The 18,782-nt window shown below is 33.8% G+C and carries 18 protein-coding genes; 7 read left to right on the forward strand and 11 right to left on the reverse strand.

The features are described from left to right. Window positions 1-87: 87 nt before the first annotated feature. On the reverse strand, window positions 88-1,419 hold the full coding sequence (locus RTY06_RS13955; RefSeq protein WP_312825589.1) for a helix-hairpin-helix domain-containing protein: 1,332 nt from the start codon (window positions 1,417-1,419) through the stop codon (window positions 88-90). Between the two features lie 72 nt (window positions 1,420-1,491). Next, window positions 1,492-1,824 carry a MerR family transcriptional regulator gene (locus RTY06_RS13960; protein WP_120212914.1) on the reverse strand — a complete coding sequence of 111 codons (333 nt, stop codon included), beginning with the start codon at window positions 1,822-1,824 and terminating at the stop codon, window positions 1,492-1,494. 114 nt (window positions 1,825-1,938) lie between these two features. Here RTY06_RS13960 and RTY06_RS13965 point away from each other — a divergent pair, with 114 nt between their 5' ends. Next, window positions 1,939-2,880 carry an SMP-30/gluconolactonase/LRE family protein gene (locus RTY06_RS13965; protein ID WP_312825590.1) on the forward strand — a complete coding sequence of 314 codons (942 nt, stop codon included), beginning with the start codon at window positions 1,939-1,941 and terminating at the stop codon, window positions 2,878-2,880. A 12-nt stretch (window positions 2,881-2,892) separates the two neighbouring features. Here RTY06_RS13965 and RTY06_RS13970 read toward each other — a convergent pair whose 3' ends face one another. Continuing rightward, a complete protein-coding gene (locus tag RTY06_RS13970; RefSeq protein WP_312825591.1) occupies window positions 2,893-4,200 on the reverse strand; it encodes a DEAD/DEAH box helicase in 1,308 nt (435 codons plus the stop codon). A gap of 407 nt (window positions 4,201-4,607) precedes the next feature. On the opposite strand from RTY06_RS13970, the gene rpsA reads away from it, so the two are divergent. Together rpsA and RTY06_RS13980 are read left to right on the forward strand one after the other, a co-directional pair. Then, the gene (gene rpsA, locus RTY06_RS13975) at window positions 4,608-6,407 is read left to right on the forward strand and encodes a 30S ribosomal protein S1 (RefSeq protein ID WP_312825592.1); all 1,800 of its coding nucleotides are present in this window, start codon (window positions 4,608-4,610) and stop codon (window positions 6,405-6,407) included. A 159-nt stretch (window positions 6,408-6,566) separates the two neighbouring features. Further along, window positions 6,567-7,550: a DMT family transporter gene (locus RTY06_RS13980; protein ID WP_312825593.1), complete on the forward strand. Its 984-nt coding sequence runs from the start codon at window positions 6,567-6,569 to the stop codon at window positions 7,548-7,550. Window positions 7,551-7,598: 48 nt separating this feature from the next. Here the strand turns inward: RTY06_RS13980 and RTY06_RS13985 are convergent, their stop codons facing one another. Beyond that, entirely contained in the window at window positions 7,599-7,835 is a 237-nt protein-coding gene (locus RTY06_RS13985) for a YtxH domain-containing protein (protein ID WP_312825594.1), read from the reverse strand. Window positions 7,836-7,957: 122 nt separating this feature from the next. Further along, on the reverse strand, window positions 7,958-9,259 hold the full coding sequence (locus RTY06_RS13990; protein ID WP_312825595.1) for a glycosyltransferase family 4 protein: 1,302 nt from the start codon (window positions 9,257-9,259) through the stop codon (window positions 7,958-7,960). A gap of 165 nt (window positions 9,260-9,424) precedes the next feature. On the opposite strand from RTY06_RS13990, the gene RTY06_RS13995 reads away from it, so the two are divergent. The 4 genes from RTY06_RS13995 (at window position 9,425) to ggt (ending at window position 13,591) form a co-directional block, all read left to right on the forward strand. Then, a complete protein-coding gene (locus RTY06_RS13995) occupies window positions 9,425-9,967 on the forward strand; it encodes a hypothetical protein (protein ID WP_312825596.1) in 543 nt (180 codons plus the stop codon). A gap of 159 nt (window positions 9,968-10,126) precedes the next feature. Next, on the forward strand, window positions 10,127-11,050 hold the full coding sequence (locus RTY06_RS14000) for a bestrophin family ion channel (RefSeq protein ID WP_312825597.1): 924 nt from the start codon (window positions 10,127-10,129) through the stop codon (window positions 11,048-11,050). Between the two features lie 200 nt (window positions 11,051-11,250). After that, window positions 11,251-11,811, forward strand: a complete 561-nt coding sequence (locus RTY06_RS14005) for a pentapeptide repeat-containing protein (protein WP_312825598.1) — start codon at window positions 11,251-11,253, stop codon at window positions 11,809-11,811. Window positions 11,812-11,905: 94 nt separating this feature from the next. Further along, on the forward strand, window positions 11,906-13,591 hold the full coding sequence (gene ggt, locus RTY06_RS14010) for a gamma-glutamyltransferase (RefSeq protein ID WP_312825599.1): 1,686 nt from the start codon (window positions 11,906-11,908) through the stop codon (window positions 13,589-13,591). A 296-nt stretch (window positions 13,592-13,887) separates the two neighbouring features. Here the strand turns inward: ggt and rny are convergent, their stop codons facing one another. The 6 genes from rny to RTY06_RS14040 all read right to left on the reverse strand — a co-directional run bounded on the left by rny (window position 13,888) and on the right by RTY06_RS14040 (window position 18,743). Then, on the reverse strand, window positions 13,888-15,459 hold the full coding sequence (gene rny / locus RTY06_RS14015) for a ribonuclease Y (RefSeq protein ID WP_312825600.1): 1,572 nt from the start codon (window positions 15,457-15,459) through the stop codon (window positions 13,888-13,890). Between the two features lie 311 nt (window positions 15,460-15,770). After that, window positions 15,771-16,058 (reverse strand): cell division protein ZapA, encoded by a 288-nt coding sequence (locus RTY06_RS14020; protein ID WP_116032239.1) that lies wholly within the window; start codon window positions 16,056-16,058, stop codon window positions 15,771-15,773. A gap of 2 nt (window positions 16,059-16,060) precedes the next feature. After that, a complete protein-coding gene (locus RTY06_RS14025; RefSeq protein WP_116032237.1) occupies window positions 16,061-16,363 on the reverse strand; it encodes a hypothetical protein in 303 nt (100 codons plus the stop codon). Between the two features lie 214 nt (window positions 16,364-16,577). Beyond that, complete coding sequence (locus RTY06_RS14030; protein ID WP_312825601.1) at window positions 16,578-17,378, reverse strand: porin family protein; 801 nt, start codon at window positions 17,376-17,378, stop codon at window positions 16,578-16,580. Window position 17,379: 1 nt separating this feature from the next. Continuing rightward, window positions 17,380-18,105, reverse strand: coding sequence for a bifunctional demethylmenaquinone methyltransferase/2-methoxy-6-polyprenyl-1,4-benzoquinol methylase UbiE (gene ubiE / locus RTY06_RS14035; RefSeq protein WP_312825602.1), 726 nt, complete (start codon window positions 18,103-18,105; stop codon window positions 17,380-17,382). Window positions 18,106-18,167: 62 nt separating this feature from the next. Then, window positions 18,168-18,743, reverse strand: coding sequence for a hypothetical protein (locus RTY06_RS14040; RefSeq protein WP_312825603.1), 576 nt, complete (start codon window positions 18,741-18,743; stop codon window positions 18,168-18,170). Window positions 18,744-18,782: the final 39 nt, after the last annotated feature.

The following is an 18,782-nucleotide window of genomic DNA, read 5'->3' on the forward strand; positions in this document are numbered from 1 at the left end:
ATTTAGTAGATCATAAGAAAATCTGCTATATTTGCTAAATCTGCGAGATTTTTTTATTGTCAACTATCAACCATCAATTATCAACTATCATTTATCATTAATCGTATAAAGTCTCATTTTCTCTTCAAACTCGGGTTTTAGTTTCAGCCATTTCCATATTTTTTTGTCATCAGGATAAGTTGTTCTATAAAAGATAATTCGGTCAGCAGAATATCGGAAATACGGATGTTTTTTCAGCCATTCTTCTGGAGCATCTTTTAGATTGTATTTTGGAACATGAGAATTGTCAATTTTTGCATCGTAAATTAGTTTTTCTCCAAGAGCTCGGTCGATTTCATAAGTTTCCAATAATTGATTTTTATTGACAAAACCACCTAGTTTCTTTCTAAAAGCCAAAATTCCAGCCGCATCTTTTTCCGTGAAACCAAATTCTCGCAATTGTTTGAAGCTAATTTCATTCAGATTAATTTTAGAATAATCCGTTTTTTCTGTGATAATTGGTTTTTCTTCTTTCGGTTTTTCGACCACAGAGAGTTTAATCCAAGGCTTCATTTCTTCAAATTTTTCTTCCGAAATCACAAAACATTTTTGAATGTCATCTATAGATTTAAAGCTTCCTCGCAAGTTTCGATCACGATAATTGACGATTACATTCGCTTGTTTTTCCGAGAATCCTAATGCTTTCCATTGTTCAAGATTAAGTTCGTTTGGATCAAAATAATGATTGATTTTCACTACTTCTTTTTCCTTTTTCTTTTCAAATTTACTAGCCAAATTTTCTGGAGTCTTACTTGGTAAAATAAGGAAAGGCGACATCTGAGCAAATTGTTCATCATTAATCATAAAACATTCTTTCAATTTTTCTTTGCTGATGAAACTTCCACCGAGATAGTTTTTATATTTCAGAATAGCAGCCGATTGTTTCTCCGAAAAGCCAAGATTCTCCCAATCTTTTTGAGAATAAGAATCTGGATTGAATTTCCCTTTGATGTTGAGTCTCTTTTTCTCGTAAGGTTTGAAATCGAATGTGCTATTTTTTAAATTAGAATTAGTTTCTGGAAGTAAAATATAATCTTTCAGCTGTTCATATTTTTCCTCCGAAACCGCATAACACTTTTTGAATTGAGCTTTTGATTTGAAATTTCCGCCAACAATTTCTTTGTATTTCAGGATCGTTTTGATTTGCTTTTCGCTGAATCCAAGGTTTTTCCATTGACTTTCATCCAAATCATTGGGATTAAATTCAGTTAAAATTAGCTCTTCAATTTTTGGAGAAATGAAGGTTATTTGAGGTTTTTCGTATTGCTGATTTTTCTTATAAATCGAAAAAGCAATTTGAGAAAAAATAATGAGAATTCCGAAAATAAAAAGACTTAACAATTGTCTTTTCCGGATTTGGAAAGGTAGTTTTGGTTTCATCTTTTGTGTTTCTATAAAGTTAAGAATAAAACCAATCCAAATTGAATTTTGGCAAAAAAATAAACGACTAAATTAGTCGTTTAATGAGTTTTTCAGTTTAAGAAGTTCTGCTTTTATGAATTCTAATCGATCAATAATGGTAATGGTTTCCGATATCCTGGAGTTTGTAGTCAGTGCAACTCTCGCCCCGTCTAATGTATAACCTTTTTCTTTAACAAGATGATAGATAATCTTCAAATTCTCAATATCAGAAGGTGTAAAATATCGATTTCCTTTTTTGTTTTTCTTCGGTTTGATAATTGGGAATTCTTGTTCCCAATAACGAATGAGAGACGTATTAACATCAAAAGCTTTGGCAACTTCGCCAATAGAATAGTACAGTTTGTCAGGAAGATTGAGTTTCATTGATTTTTATCGAATTTTCAAAGATAATTATTTTTAATTCTTTTATACAAATTGTATCTTGCAACTTTATATATTTCATTATGCAATCTCTATTATCGGGAAACACAAGCGCCAATGAAGAAACAGAAATTGTATATGGAAAATAAAAACAAAAAGTATCTGCATATGAAAAGTTTTTACAAATTTGGTTATGTTTTGATTTTGCTCATTTTAGTCAATTGCAAAGTTCAAAATCCCAATGGAAAATTGTTTGACGTTCCACCAATATTACTTTCTAGTCAATTCAGTTTTACAGAAGGTCCAGCTTCTAATAAAGAAGGAAATGTCTATTTCACAGACCAGCCAAATGATAAAATCTATTTCTGGGATTGGAAAGCCAATCAAATCGAATTATTCCTTAGTAAAACAGGAAGAGCAAACGGAACTTATTTTGACAAAAACGATAACTTAATTACTTGTTCCGATGATAATGGTGAAGTTTGGAGAGTTTCTAAATCTAAGTCTATTGAAGCTCTTGTGAAAGGTTTTGAAGATAAAAGATTGAACGGTCCCAATGATCTTTGGATTGATAAATATGGCGGAATCTACTTCACGGATCCTTTGTACAAAAGAGATTATTGGAAAAATTTTAAAGTAGAAATTCCGGAGAAAAACCTCTATTACAGAAATAAAAAGGGAGTCATCACAAAGTTAGATACCTTTGTTCAGCCAAACGGAATCATAGGTTCTCAAAAGTTGAAAAAACTTTATGTTTCTGATATTGATGCTGGGAAAACTTATGTTTATGATATTTTAGGAGAAGGAAAATTGTCCGAAAAGAAATTATTCTGCGAAATGGGATCAGACGGAATGACTTTGGACAATCAAGGGAATCTATATCTTACAGGGAAAGGTATAACCATTTTCAATAATAAAGGAGAAAAAATCAATCATATCCCCATTGATGAAAACTGGACTTCCAATGTCACTTTTGGTGGAGAAAATAATTCAACCTTATTTATAACAGCTTCGCACTCTGTTTACGCTTTAAAGATGAATGTTTCCGGAATCAAATAAAAAAATCGCTTGTTAATAAGCGATTTCTATTTTTACTTTCTTGCCTTTCAGTTTTTCGTTGGCGAGTTTTTTAAGAAGTTCGATGGTTTTTTTTCGGTTGACAGCAACGTAAGAAGTGGTGTCTTTAACTTCGATTAAGCCAATATCATCTTTTTCAAGTTGTCCTTTTTTTATTAAATATCCCACGATATCCACTTTGTTGACTTTATCTTTTTTTCCGGCGCTAATGTAAATTGTTTGGTTAGGTGTTCTTTCCGGAACTCGATTAGCTTCCGAAACGTTTTCTTCCGGTGTATTACTTTTGATGAATGGGAAATTCTCGTCTTCCGTCATTACGAGATAAGCAAAACCTTTCGCATTCATTCTCGCAGTTCGTCCGTTTCTGTGGATAAAAGCGTCTTCTTTCGGCGGTAATTGATAATGAACAATGGATTCCACTTCCGGAACGTCTAAACCTCTTGAAGCCAAATCTGTTGTGATTAATATTCTTGCAGAATCATTCCTGAATTTCAGAAGTGCACGTTCTCTTTCGTCTTGTTCCATTCCGCCGTGGAACGTTTCTCTTTGGATTCCTTTTTCTCTTAATAATTCTGAAATTCTATCAACAGCATCTCGGTGATTACAGAAAATCAAAGTTCTTTTGTTCCCAATTTTACAGATTAACTGGAAAAGTGTATTTAGTTTTTCCTCTGGCGTTGTCATTACCTTTTTAAATTGAATGTTTGGTTTTGACTCGTTTTCTTTGAGGAAATTGATTTTCTTTTCGTTGTTAAGTTCTACAAACTTCGGAATGTTATCCATTACGGTTGCAGAAGTCAAAATGCGTTGAGCTAGTCCAGTCAAAGAACCAATGATGTATTCCATATCTTCTTGAAAACCGAGTTCCAAAGCTTTATCAAACTCATCCAGAACCAAAGTTTTAATTGAACTTGGATCAAAGTTCTCGTTTTTCAAATGATAAGCAATTCTTCCAGGCGTTCCAATTAAAACTGCAGGAGCTTCTATCAGATTATTGATTTCGATCTTTTTATCGTGTCCGCCATAAGCAATCGTTACTTTGAAATCTGTTCCCATGGATTTGAAAACCTGCTCAATCTGCAAAGCTAATTCTCTTGCAGGAACTAAAATAATTGCTTGGATTCCTTTGATGTCAGATTTCAAATTTCTGAGAACCGGAAATAGAAATCCTAATGTTTTCCCAGAACCAGTTGGTGATAGCAAAACAATGTCGGTTTCGTTTTCGGATGCTTTGTATATAGATTTCTGCATCTGATTCATATCAGAGATCTGCAGTTTTTGAAAGATTGATTCTAATTCCATTTTGCAAAGATAATTCTTTTTGGTTCGAGGTTCAAGGTCTTGGGTTTAAGGTTTAAATTTAGGATTCAAATTTGTTTAATTATCAAATCTCATTTATAAGTACTTCATCAATAGCCCCGATTTTAACGGCATCCTTTTTTTTTGCTGATGGAAAAGCTTTGACAAAAAAGATATAGTGGATGGCAGGATTAGCTCTTAATTATTTTGTTTTGATTATCAATTGGTTATAAATAAATTCAACTTCTTTTAAATTATTGTCTATTTCAAATAAAATTTGTATTTTTGCACCACTTTTGTGAACGCACTTTCGGCGAAGTAAAACATTAACAATTAACATCTTCCATATTTTTCAGGAGTCACAGCAAAGCCAAAGTCTGAATAAATTAGGAATACAAATTTTTTAGAAAATGTCAAAAGAGACAAATTCAGCAGAGGTTCTTTTGAACCAAAACGTAGCACCAGAACAATTTGATTGGGATTCTTTCGAATCAGGTCTTAACGCAGAAGACAGAAACGAGAAAAAAGAATTGGAAGAAATCTATAACGGTTCTCTTAATGATCTTACAGATAACGACGTAATCGTTGGTAAAGTTGTAAGATTAACAGATAAAGAAGCTATCGTAGATATCAACTTCAAATCTGAAGGTGTTATTTCTCTTAACGAATTCCGTTACAACCAAGGTCTTAAAGTAGGCGATGAAGTTGAAGTAATGGTTGACAGAAGAGAAGACAAAACTGGACAATTACAATTATCTCACAGAAAAGCTAGAACGCTTAAAGCTTGGGATAGAGTAAACGAACTTCACGAAACTGGAGAAATCGTTAACGGTTTTGTAAAATCTAGAACTAAAGGAGGTATGATCGTTGATGTACACGGAATCGAAGCATTCTTGCCAGGTTCTCAAATCGACGTTAAGCCAATCAAAGATTACGATCAGTTTGTAGGAAAAACTATGGAGTTCAAAGTTGTGAAAATCAACCCTGAGTTCAAAAACGTAGTTGTATCTCACAAAGCGTTGATCGAAGCAGATCTTGAAGGTCAAAAAAGAGAAATCATCGGTCAATTAGAAAAAGGACAAGTTCTTGAAGGTACTGTTAAGAATATTACTTCTTACGGTGTATTCGTAGATCTTGGAGGTGTTGACGGATTGATCCACATTACAGATCTTTCTTGGTCTAGAGTTAATCATCCATCTGAAATCTTGGAAGACGGACAAACTGTAAAAGTGGTTATCCTTGATTTTGATGATGAGAAAACTAGAATCCAATTGGGTATGAAGCAATTAGAAGCTCATCCTTGGGATGCTCTTTCTGCTGACCTTAAAGTTGGAGATAAAGTAAAAGGAAAAGTAGTTGTTCTTGCTGACTATGGTGCATTTGTAGAAATCGCTCCAGGTGTTGAAGGATTGATCCACGTTTCTGAAATGTCTTGGTCAACTCACTTGAGAAGTGCTGGAGATTTCGTAAAAGTTGGTGATGAAGTAGAAGCAGAAGTTCTTACTTTAGACAGAGAAGACAGAAAAATCTCTCTAGGTATCAAGCAATTGAACAAAGATCCTTGGGAAAACATCGAAGCTAAATATCCAGTAGGTTCTCAACACGTTGGAACTGTAAGAAACTTCACAAACTTTGGAGTTTTCGTAGAATTGGAAGAAGGAATCGATGGATTGATCTACATCTCAGACCTTTCTTGGACTAAGAAAATCAAGCACCCATCTGAATTCTGCAACGTTGGAGATAAACTAGATGTTGTAGTATTAGAATTGGATACTCAAGCAAGAAGATTGTCTCTAGGTCACAAGCAATTGACTGAGAATCCTTGGGATAAATTCGAAACTAAATATGCTGAAGGAACTGTACACGCTGGAAAAGCAACTGAAGTTCACGACAAAGGTGCTTCTGTACAATTCGAAGATGCTGAGGTTGAAGCGTTCTGCCCATCAAGACTATTAGAGAAGGAAGACGGATCTAAAATCAAAAAAGGAGAAGAGGCTCAATTCAAAGTGATCGAATTCAACAAAGAATTCAAAAGAGTAGTAGTTTCTCACACAGGTATCTTCAGAGACGAAGAGAAAAAGAATGTAAGAGAATCTAACAACAACAGATCTAGCAATGTTGCATCTTCTTCTAACAACGAAGAAAGATCTACACTTGGAGATATCGATGCATTAGCAGAATTGAAAAGAAAAATGGAAGAAGGTAAATAATCCTTGATTCATTTTCAATCATAATGAAGCCACTTGTAAGAGTGGCTTTTTTATTTTAAAGACCAAGTTAAATTATCTATCAGTCACATGATTTTTTTAATCTTATAAAACTTTAAAGCTCAAATATTAAATCGTACATTCGCCGGCTCAAAAATAGTTATGGAGAAAAAAAATATATTGAAAGGTGTTTTGTTTGTAGGGATTGGTGCAAGTATCTACGGGATGTTGGCGACTTTTGTAAAGCTATCATACAAAGATGGATTTACAACTTCTGAAGTTACGACAGCTCAGTTTGTTTTAGGATTTATAGGATTATTAATTCTGAATTTATTCCAAACAAAAACCTCAAAAAAACAATTGTCAAAACCAAGTTCAAAAGAAATCAGAATGCTAATGTTGGCCGGAACTTCTATGGGATTCACTAGTTTGTTTTATTATATCGCAGTTCAGTATATTAATGTTTCTATTGCCATTGTATTGTTGATGCAATCGGTATGGTTCAGCGTTGTAGTAGAAAGTTTCATTGCTAGAAAATTCCCAAATGCCAGAAAAATTATAGCTGTTATGATTGTTTTAACAGGAACTATTTTAGCAACCAACCTAATCAATATGCAAGTGAAAATCGATTGGCACGGGATATTCTGGGGGCTTTTAGCAGCAGCATCATTTACAATGACGATGTTTACATCCAATACTTTAGCAACACATTTACCTGTTTTGAGGAAAAGTATGACGATGCTTTCTGGGGGCGGTGTGGTTGTACTTTTGTTTTTGTTTTTTGCTCAGATTGGACCAATGTATTTTGACGGGTTGAAATCTTTTTATCTCAACTTTACAGACAATACAGAGCATATCCGCCCATTTGATTATTCCATTTTCTGGACTTACGGATTTGTATTAGCGCTGTTTGGAACTATTATTCCTCCGATTTTATTTAATATAGGTTTCCCGAAAGCAGGTTTGGGATTGGGAAGTATCATCTCCTCATTGGAACTTCCGGTTTCTGTTACGATGGCTTTTATGCTATTGGGAGAAGAAGTGATTCCTGTTCAATGGTTTGGAATTTTGTTGATATTATTCGCTATTGTTTTGATGAATTTACCATCTAAAAATGATAATCAAGAAGCAATCGCTTATCATTAAACATTAGAAAAACAAAAACCGCCTCATTTAATGAAGCGGTTTTTTTATTTATTGTGCAGCTTGTTGTGCGTCGTTTTTCAGTTCTTCAGCTTTTGCTTTCAGTTTCTCAGCTGTTTGAGTGGCTTTATCTTTCAAGTCGTTACCAAATTTCGTCAGATTATCCTTTGCATTATTGATGGTGTCTTTCACTTTTTGTTGATCTTCTGGAGAAGATTTTTTGTATTTCCACCAAGCCAATGCTCCCAATCCTAATAATGCCAATAGGCCATTTGTTTTATTTCCCATTTTTGTAAATTTTTGTGATTAATTAATTGATTATTAAAGTTAGTAGAAAAATTTGTGCCAACAATATATTAGATGTTAATTTTAAGTTCTTTTTAAGAAGTCTTTGAAATTTGATGAATAAATCAAATTTTATTTAGTAATTCAGACAGTTTTTTCGTTAATTCTTTTCTACTGAATTCATTAATGTTGGCTTCATTATGAATCGATGTTCCAGATTTCCAATTTTCATAAAGCGAAAGGATATAATTCTCAATTTCTTTAATTTCCGAATAATCAAAATGTTTCCCAGCTTTGGTTTTATCAAGAATCGTTTCCACATCAGCATCTTTTGGTCCAAACGAAATAATCTGTTTTCCAGTAGCCAAATATTCAAACAGTTTCCCGGGGATAATGCCTTTTGATGTCCCATTAGGGAAATTGGTAATTAATAATAAATCGGAATTTTGCATTTCATTCACAGAGTCATTGTGGGCAATATAACCAAGGTTTCTAATGTTATTTTTTAAAATCGAACTCTTAATTTCATTCAATATTTTATCATCAATTCTTCCTACAAACTTCAATTCAAAATCTTTAGAAAAATCAGAATTGATTTTACACAAATTCTCTAATGCTTTCCAAAGATTCTCAGGATTTCTCAATTGTTCCAGAACTCCAACATAACTCAAAGTGAATTTTACTTTTCCATTTGTCACACTGAGCGGAGTCGAAGTGTTTTCTTTATCAAAACCATTCGTTATACAAAAAGCATTGGCGCCATTTTTTTTGAAATTTTCTGCATCAGTATAACTTGTTGCCAAAGTCAAATCAGCATTTTCAAAAACAGATTTCTCTAGTTGTCTATGTTTTTTATCAGAACTTGAAGTTAGTTTGAGATGTTTGTAATAAGATATTTCTGTCCAAGGGTCACGAAAATCGGCAATCCATTTTAGATTGGGTAATTCTTTTTTTAATCCAAGTCCAATAAGATGTAAACTATGAGGCGGACCGGTTGTAACGAGAACATCAATATTATTTTCTTTCAGATATTGTTTGAGAAATTGTATGGAAGGTTTTACCCAGAATTTTCTCGCATCAGGAATGAAAAAATTACCTCTGATAAAAATTGAAAGCTTCGACATCAAAGACTGGTTTTTTCCAACATCAAACTGTCCGCCTTTGAATTTTTTATTACTCTTACTGAATTTCTCCGCCAACTGATAAGGTTCCCAAATATTGGTTTTAACAATTTTCAAATTCTCAGGAACTTCCTTTATCAAAGTCTCATCCACCAAAGGATAACTCGGGTTTTCGGGTGTGTAAATAATCGGTTCCCAACCAAATTCACGCAGATATTTTGCAAATTTCAACCAACGTTGAACGCCGGGTCCGCCAGCTGGTGGCCAATAATAAGTAACTATTAAAACTTTTTTCGATTTCTTCATTTTCAAACTTTCTGAATGCTCAGAACTGTTCTGTAAATTTATTTGTTTTTAAAGCGATTTCAAAATGTTTTTTAAATAATATAATTTCTGTAGTAATTGATTTCTAATTGTTTAAAATCTATGGTATTATGTTTGTTAAGAATTATTCTTGAAAAATATTAGAATATGAAAAGGTTAATGTTATTGTTGGTGTTATTTTCTGTGAGTTTTACTTCGGGACTTTTTAAAGCTCAGGTTAACGTCAATGTTAATATCAATAGTCAGCCGGATTGGGGGCCAAGAGGTTATAACTATGTAGAATCTTACTATTTGCCAGAATATGATATCTACTACAACGTTCCACAACGCAGATATTACTATTTTTCTGGAAACAGATGGAATTATTCAACCGCGTTACCGGTTAGATATCATCACGTCAATTTTTATAAAACTCACAAAGTGGTCTTGGTTGATAGATATCCATACAAAAGACATAAGGTTCATTACAAACAATATGCGAAATACAGAGGAAATCATATAGTTGTAAATAATTATAAGCACAAACCGCCAAGGAATGTTGTTAAGGTTAATCACTTTACTTCAAATCCTAGATATGTTCACAAGAAAATCGTTTCGGAAAAATATCATAATCCACCCAAACATCAGAAATTTGGAAAAGTAAAAGGACACGGAAATCCTCATAACAAAGGTCATAAAGGACACAGATAATTTAAAATTAAATAAAAGTCTCGATTATAAAACTGAGACTTTAATTTTTTATAGTCTTGAAATTTATGGCTTCAGAATTTTTGCTTCAACGGAACATTCAGTAAATTTATCTGTTTTTTGAAAGTTTGAAAAACGACCATTTCTCAACTCAGTTTTATTATGATTGTTAGACAAAGAACCAACTGGTTTTTGATGCTTTTCATTTGGAAAGGTTCTGTTCTGCGAAAGATTATTCCGCAATTGTTGATTATTACTTTGTTTTCGGTAATTGTATTTTATTTCAAAGGTTTTATTTACGATTTCAAAGTCCATCTCAATCCTGCGATTTTTACATTGTTGGGCTTGTCTTTGGCCATTTTTATGGGATTTTGTAATTCTGCGAGTTATGACAGATTTTGGGAAGGACGCAAACTTTGGGGAGCTTTGGTTATCGAAACAAGGTCTTTAACACGTCAGGTTTTGACTTTGATTAATGACAATTCTCCAGATTCAAAAACAAAAAAACAGGAATTCGTAAAAATGATTTCTGCATTTTGTTGGGCTCTGAATTTCCAATTGAGAAACAAAGAAGACAATGGAAAACTGAGAGAATTGCTTTCTGAAGAGAATTTTGAAAAAATAAAAGACAAGAAATTCAAACCAATTATCATTTTAGATTTGATGGGAGAGTGGATTAATGTTCAGAATCAAAACCAGAAAATCGACACCATTATTTTGTCTTCAATAGATGTACAACTCAACCATCTGTCCACTATTGCAGGAGGTTGCGAAAGAATTGCGAATACGCCTTTGCCTTTTGCTTACAGCGTTTTGCTTCACAGAACGGTTTATCTGTATTGTTTTTGGTTGCCATTTGGTTTGGTAGATGCGATTGGCTGGATGACACCAATTATCGTTTTGTTTATCAGTTACACATTTATTGCTTTGGATGCGGTGATTCAAGAAATTCAAGACCCGTTTGATGAGGAAGAAAATGATTTGGCGCTTAACAGTCTTTGCAAAACGATTCAGTTTTCTATTTTTGAACAGGCGGAAATTCCTCAGCCGGACTTAGAAAAACCTAATACTTATTTTTTAGATTAAATTTTAAACCACAAAAGTCACAAAAGGAAAGCTTAAACATAAAATTATTTAAAGTGGAAAAAATAAGCCACTTCTAAATATTACTTTTTTTACTTTTGAAGAACTTTAATAATTAAAAACTTTTGTGACTTTTGTGGTTTTGTAAGCATCATTTTTAAATCTCTCCGAAATCTAACCTCAGACTTTTAACTTCTAATCTAATGGACTATTTCTCCGAACAAAAATTTACGAAACTCGATACAACCAAAGTCCCAAAGGCGGATTATGATAATTGTGTTTTTACAGAATGTAATTTCGCCAATCAGGATTTGTCAGATTACAAATTTTCCGATTGCGATTTCAAAGATTGTGATTTCAGTAATGTCAAAATCAATCAAACAGCTTTTCGGGATGTTGTTTTCAAGAATTGTAAGTTGATTGGAATTAATTTCGACGATGCTCATCAGTTCAATATTTCGTTTAGATTTGAGGATTGTTTGATGAATCATTCTTCGTTTTATCAATTGGATATTAGAAAAACGCTGTTTAAAAATTGCAGTTTAAACGAAACCGATTTTACAGAAGCTAATCTTTCGAATTCAGTTTTTACAGAGTCCAATTTGACCAATGCTGTTTTTGATAGAACGATTTTGGATAATGCTGATTTCAGAAATGCCAATCATTTTTCCATTAATCCCAATCAAAATCAATTGATAAAAGCAAAATTCTCAAGAGATAATCTCGCTGGATTATTGGACCAACTACAAATAATTATAGACTAAATTTACGCACCAAAAATTCCCCTCCAATGGACGGGGGATTTCAAAATTTATTTTGAAATTCGGGGTGGTTAATAACATCAATTAAATCAAGACTATGAAAAAAATACTATACGCAAGTTTCCTTTTATCCATCACGGTTTCTGCGCAATATAAAGACTTCAATCTCATCAAAGAAGTCAAAGTTAAGAACAAGGGCGTTGTGGTTTCGGCTCATCCTTTGGCAAGTGAAGCCGGTTCCAAAGTTATGAAAGAAGGCGGAAATGCCTTTGACGCTGCCATTGCAACACAATTGGCTTTGGCAGTTGTTTATCCTCAGGCCGGTAATATTGGTGGTGGTGGATTTATGGTTGCTGTAACTTCTGATGGGAAAAAGTTGGCTTTAGATTATCGTGAAACGGCGCCTTCCAAAGCAAGTTTCGATATGTATTGGGATAAAAAAGGAAATGCCAATACAGATTTGTCGCAATATGGAAGATTGGCAGTTGGTGTTCCTGGAAGTATCTCTGGAATGTTCGAAACTATGAAATATGCGAAATTGCCATTTTCAAAATTGATAGAACCTGCGATAGATTTAGCACAAAAAGGTTTTGCAATTACAGAACAAGAAGCTGAGCTTCTGAATCGTCATCAAGATGATTTAAAAAAACACAACAAGAATAAAATTGTTTTTATTAATGACAAAGGTTGGAAAGCTGGAGATTTGTTGATTCAGCCAGAATTAGCGGAAACATTGAAACGAATCCAAAAGTCAGGAGAAAAAGAATTTTATGAAGGCAAAACTGCTGAATTAATTCTTGCCGAAATGAAATTAGGAAACGGAATCATCCAAGCAAAAGACCTAAAAAATTATAAAACGAAAGAAAGAAAAGCCCTGTCATTCGATTATAAAGGCAACGAAATTGTATCGATGCCAATGCCTTCCAGCGGAGGAACCTTGCTCGCTCAGATGTTGAAAATGGCCTCTTACGAAGACCTTTTAAAATATCAACAGAATTCTGCTGAAGCAGTTCAGATTATGGTCGAAGCCGAGAGAAGAGCCTACGCTGATAGAGCAGAATATATGGGAGACCCGGATTTTACAACCGACAAAACTCAAATGTTGATTTCTGATGACTATTTGAAAAACCGTTGGAAATCTTACAATCCAAACTTGGCAACACCAAGTAAAGATGTTGGTGAAATCATCAATCAACCAAAAGAAAGTACGCAAACTACGCACATTTCAATTTTGGATAAATTTGGAAATGCAGTTTCTATTACCACGACACTTAATGGTTATTACGGAAGTAAAACTGTCGTTTCCGGAGCTGGATTTTTCTTAAATAACGAAATGGATGATTTCTCTATAAAACCCGGTGTTCCAAATATGTTTGGTGCAGTTGGTGGAGAAGCAAACAAAATAGAACCAGGAAAAAGAATGTTGTCCTCTATGACGCCGACGATAGTTTTGAAAGACGGAAAAGTAAAAATGGTAGTTGGAACACCTGGAGGAACTACAATTCCGACTTCGGTTTTTCAGGCGATTGTTGGTGTGATTGATTTTAAACAAAACGCCAATTTCTCTATTAACACACCGAAGTTTCATCATCAATGGTTGCCAGAAGTGGTGAAAGTAGAATATAATTTCCCAGAAACAACCATAAAAGCTCTTGAAAAAAAGAATTATAAATTCGAGAAAATCAAACAAATCGGTAAGACAGAAATCATCCTTGTTGATGAGAATCAAAATATCCATGCTGTTGCGGATGGAAGAGGAGATGATTCTGTAGCGGTGGAGTAATCCTCAAATTAATTGATGAAATGCTCTGCAATTAGTTTTGGAACCTACACAAGTTCTCAGAAGGTTACAAATCTATAGTTTTGTAACCAAATGACTTTTACTTTGGTTTAAAAACGAGGGTTTGGTAACAAAACAACTTCGACGGAAGTCACAAAACGGTCGTTTTGTAACCAAATGACTTTTACTTTGGTTTAAAAACGAAGGTTTTGTAACCAAACGACTTTTCTGATATTAAATATAAAAAACAAAAGGCTTCCAAAATCTGGAAGCCTTTTGTTTTTATTTCAAACTGAGGATTATCTTGCGATATTCACAGCTCTTGTTTCTCTAATCACAGTCACTCTTACTTGGCCAGGATAAGTTAACTCATTCTGGATTTTTTCAGAGATGTCGTAAGATAATTGATAAGCGTTTTCGTCGTTCACTTTTCCGCTTTCAACCATCACTCTCAGTTCTCTACCAGCTTGGATGGCATAAGCACTGGAAACACCTTCAAAGCTTAAAGCTGCTGCTTCTAGATCTTTCAATCTTTGGATATAAGATTCTAGAACTTGTCTTCTTGCTCCCGGTCTAGCCCCTGAAATAGCATCAGCAACTTGGATAATAGGAGATAGGAGAGAAGTCATTTCGATCTCGTCGTGGTGGGCTCCAATGGCATTGATTACTTCTGCATTTTCACCATATTTCTCAGCCCATTGCATCCCAAGAAGTGCGTGAGGAAGTTCAGACTCTTGCTCTGGAACTTTTCCGATATCATGTAATAAACCTGCTCTTTTAGCTAGTTTTACATTCAATCCTAATTCTGCAGCCATTGTTGCTGCGATATTTGCAACTTCTCTAGAGTGTTGTAATAGGTTTTGTCCGTAAGAAGAACGGAATTTCATTCTACCAACTACTTTTACCAATTCTGGGTGAAGACCGTGGATTCCAAGATCGATGATGGTTCTTTTACCAACTTCGATGATTTCTTCCTCGATTTGTTTTCTAGTTTTTTCAACCACTTCTTCGATTCTAGCTGGGTGGATTCTACCATCCGTTACCAATCTGTGAAGAGATAATCTTGCAATCTCTCTTCTTACAGGATCGAAACAAGATAAAAGAATAGCTTCCGGTGTATCATCAACAATGATTTCCACACCAGTTGCAGCTTCAAGTGCACGGATGTTTCTACCCTCGCGACCGATGATTCTACCTTTGATTTCATCAGACTCGATATTAAATACAGAAACAGAGTTTTCAACCGCCTGCTCAGTACCAATTCTTTGAATGGTTTGAATGATGATTTTTCTAGCTTCGTTTTTAGCGTTCATTTGCGCCTCTTCCATAATGCTTTGAACGTGTGCAGACGCTTTTGTTTTAGCTTCAGCTTTCAAAGATTCTACCAGCTCGTTTTTAGCTTCTTCTGCAGAGTAGTTAGAGATTTTTTCCAACATTTCTACTTTTTGAGCCATTGCAACTTCTAGATCGTGTTGTTTTTTCTGAACAACTTCTAGTTTCTTATTGTATTCAGAAACTTGTCTTTCAAGGTCCTTTTCTAATTTTCCAACTTTGCTAAGCTCGTCATTCAGCTTATGCTCTTTATCTTTGGTACGTTTCTCAGCTTCCTGCATTTTTCTCTCACGAGATTGGATATCAGAATCGTGTTGAGACTTTAGTTCCAAAAATTTTTCTTTGGCTTGAAGGTGTTTTTCCTTTTTTATAGCTTCTGCTTGAACATTGGCTTTTTCTATAATGTTTTCGGAAGTTTTCTTTGCATCTTCTATCACAAATTGAGCCTTAGAATTAAGAGAACTTTTTCCGAAGAAAAGTCCAACAACAGCTCCGATAATAAGTGCAACAACCCCGATAATAATGGTAATTGTTTCCATAAAATTTATATATATTGAGTTTTAATTGTCTCCTTTTTTTTGTTTAAATTTTGATGTCAAAAGTAAAATGTAATCATCACATTTCATTATACATCTTTCACTTTTTACTTTTCATCTTATTTCATAAAAAAAACCTACAACAGTTCAGTTATAGAGTAAACTCCATAAAAACACGATTTGAACTGATTTTCATTCTCTGTAATCTGCGCAAGGCAGCACGCCATCAAATGAACTTTCGTCCGGTAATTTTTAATTGTTGAGTTTACTTCTTTGTGTTAGAACTATTGTAGGTAGCTTAAAAACTTGAAAAATTACTTTTCCAATTGATCTAAGAGTGCGTTGATTTTAGCAACACGCTCGTTTGTATTTTTAATATTTTTTTCATTGTTTAAAGAATAAACTTCTGCATTGGTTCCCAGTTTCAACACACACATTGCCAATGCATCTTGTTTGTCTCTTACATCAAAACTAGATTCGAAGTCCTTTATCATATTTTCTATCTGCTTACCAACTTTTCTAAGGGTTTCTTCCTCGGCTGCTGGTACATTCAGTGGATAATTTCTTCCGGCGATATTGATGGTTATTCTTCTAAAATCCATGATTATAAACCGGTGTTTTGTAATTCAGAAACGCACATGTCTATCTCTTTTACCAATCTGTTGATATGATTTTTCATCAGTCGGTTGTGCTCGGCGTTTCCAGATATTGCTGAATAAAGTTTTAATTCTTTGTTTTCTTCTACTAAGATCTGGTTTCTGCGTTTTTCCTCTACATAGTCCTCTCGCAATTTTTCTAGCTCCTGAGTTGTCTCTGCATGTTTCTCCGAAAGGTTCTTGAATCTCTTGTAAAGATTAAGAATCTTTTTTTCCAAAACAGAAAAATTGTTTTCTAATTCGCTTAACATAACCAGAATTAAATTCTAACTTTTACAAAAATAGGAAAAAATAATCATGAATTAACAGCTTATTCTTCTTTTATTAAATGTAACTTGTTTCTGTTTGATTTATAATGCTTTAACATTAAATTAAATCGTCTTAATAATTCAGAACGATAGATTATGATTGTTTTAAGAGCGTAGTAATATAAAAAAAGAGCTTTCTAAGAAGCTCAGTTTATTTTTATTCAAATTTAAGAACCAACATAAAGGCTCTGGATTGCAATGTAGAAATTGCCGGTGTCCAATAAGGTTGTGTTGTGGCATTATCCGAAACCAACTCGTTATTGGTGAAGAAAGTTCCTCTGATGGCTGGTGTTAGCTTAAATCTACTAAAATACAACTGGATCCCAATCTCTGCACTCCAGCCAAAATTGTGTGTTGTAGAGCGGAAAGTGTTCAGAAGATTGTCCGAAGTCGATGTTTGATTGGATTGTAAATTAACCAAATAATTGATCCCTGCCGCAGCATATGGACGAGAGTTGTACCAGCGGTCACCATGTACCTCCAACAAAATTGGGATATCAATGTATGTGGATTTTACAACTTTGTTAATTTGCTCATCACTTGGATTTGTGATTGGATCAAATGGTAAATTATAATTGGTACCTCCAGAATATTGACTGTTATGTTCAAAGGTGTTGAAAGTCAAATCTCTTTGGACAAAATGTAAGCCTGGTTCTATTCTTAGATCAAGAAACTCATTGAGTCTCATTTTTCCAATTAATCCAGCTCCGAAACTGTAAGTGGATTTAGATTCTACAAGATTTTGATTACCATCCATCCCAAAAATAGGATTCAGAACCATTTTGTAATCAAAATTGTTAGCAGCTAGATAAAATCCATAACTGAATTTTTTGAGATCAAAATCTTCCAGATTATCTTGTCTATCTTTCGTTCTGAAAAGATTGTTGAAAGTCTGAGCTTGTAAATTACTGCTCAAAAGAATTCCAAATGCTAAAATCTTGATAAATCGTTGCTTCATTCTATTTCGTTGCTTTGTATATTGTGGCTATTCCTAAGCTTAGTTTTTTATATTCTACTTTTTTGAAACCTGTGTTCAAAAGTATGGTTTTCATTTTTTCTCCAAAAGGGAAAGCGTTCACAGAATCAGGAAGATATGTGTAAGCACGGTTGTCTTTGGAAACCAAACGTCCAATTGCTGGTAAAATGTTTTTAAAATAAAACATATACAATGGTCCAAGAAAACCTTCTACTTTTGAAAACTCTAAGATATAAATACTTTTGTTTTCTTTCACAACTCTTCTTAGTTCTGATAATCCTTTTTCAAGATTTTCAAAATTTCTTACTCCAAATGCAACGGTAACACCATCAAATTTATTGTCTTCAAACGGAAGTTGTTCAGCATCTCCTTTCTGCATAGAGATTTTTCCGTCTAGGTTTTGCTTTCTGATTTTTTCGATTCCAACGTTCAGCATTTGCTGAGAAAGATCCAAACCTACAACATCAGCATTAGTCCCTTTTTGAACAGTAATTGCCAAATCTCCAGTTCCTGTCGCAACATCCAAAACCAATTTTGGTTGGTCTTGTTTTAGCATATTCACCAATTTGTTTCTCCAAAGCACATCTATTTTCATAGACAGAACGTGATTCAAAAGATCATATTTTGGCGCAATATTGTCAAACATATCTTCTACCTGACTTTTTTTGCTGTATTCTGTGTTGTATGGTGTTACGTTGTTATGTTCCATTTTTTTATTAAATGATGATTGGTAAATGATTATAATTAATCATTTGATTTTTATAATTTAATCTACTTAAAATTATAGTAGTTGTTGTAATAATTGATGAAATCCTGCTTTCTGAAGATTTTTGTACGACTTTCAACTTTCGCAACATTCTTGATGACACGATCATACTCTTCGTCCAGATTATAATAGAAATCCTCGATGTAGAGCTTGTTTGTTTTCTTTACATCGCCAAGATATTGCTTTTTATCAATCTCGATTCCTGGTTTTGTAGCCATCAGAGAATCTTTGTTCAATCCATATCCGTAATATTGATTGTTGATGTAATAATCCTTTTTCGTAATATTAATTAAACCTCTCACTTTTTCTACTGTGAAAGCAGAATCATAAATCATTTTCTTGTTCTGATCAAAAACCTGAATCTTATTTTTCCCTTTATTAAGGTCAACTTTCAAATACTGTCCTGCAGAAAGAATGTTTTCTCCGCCATTATTGATTTTAAAATAATAAGTTTCCGGCGTAGGATTATCCACCAAATAATAATTCGGTTTTGCCAAAAACAAAAAGTAAATCGCAAAAGCAAATCCCATTGCCAACAAAGAAAAAATCAAACCTTTAACAGATGCGCTTAGATTTTTCATAGAATGATTAAAGGTGCGAATTTACGGATTTTTTCTGAG

The organism is Epilithonimonas sp. (genome assembly GCF_032055105.1).
In the GTDB taxonomy this organism is placed as follows: Bacteria; Bacteroidota; Bacteroidia; order Flavobacteriales; family Weeksellaceae; genus Epilithonimonas.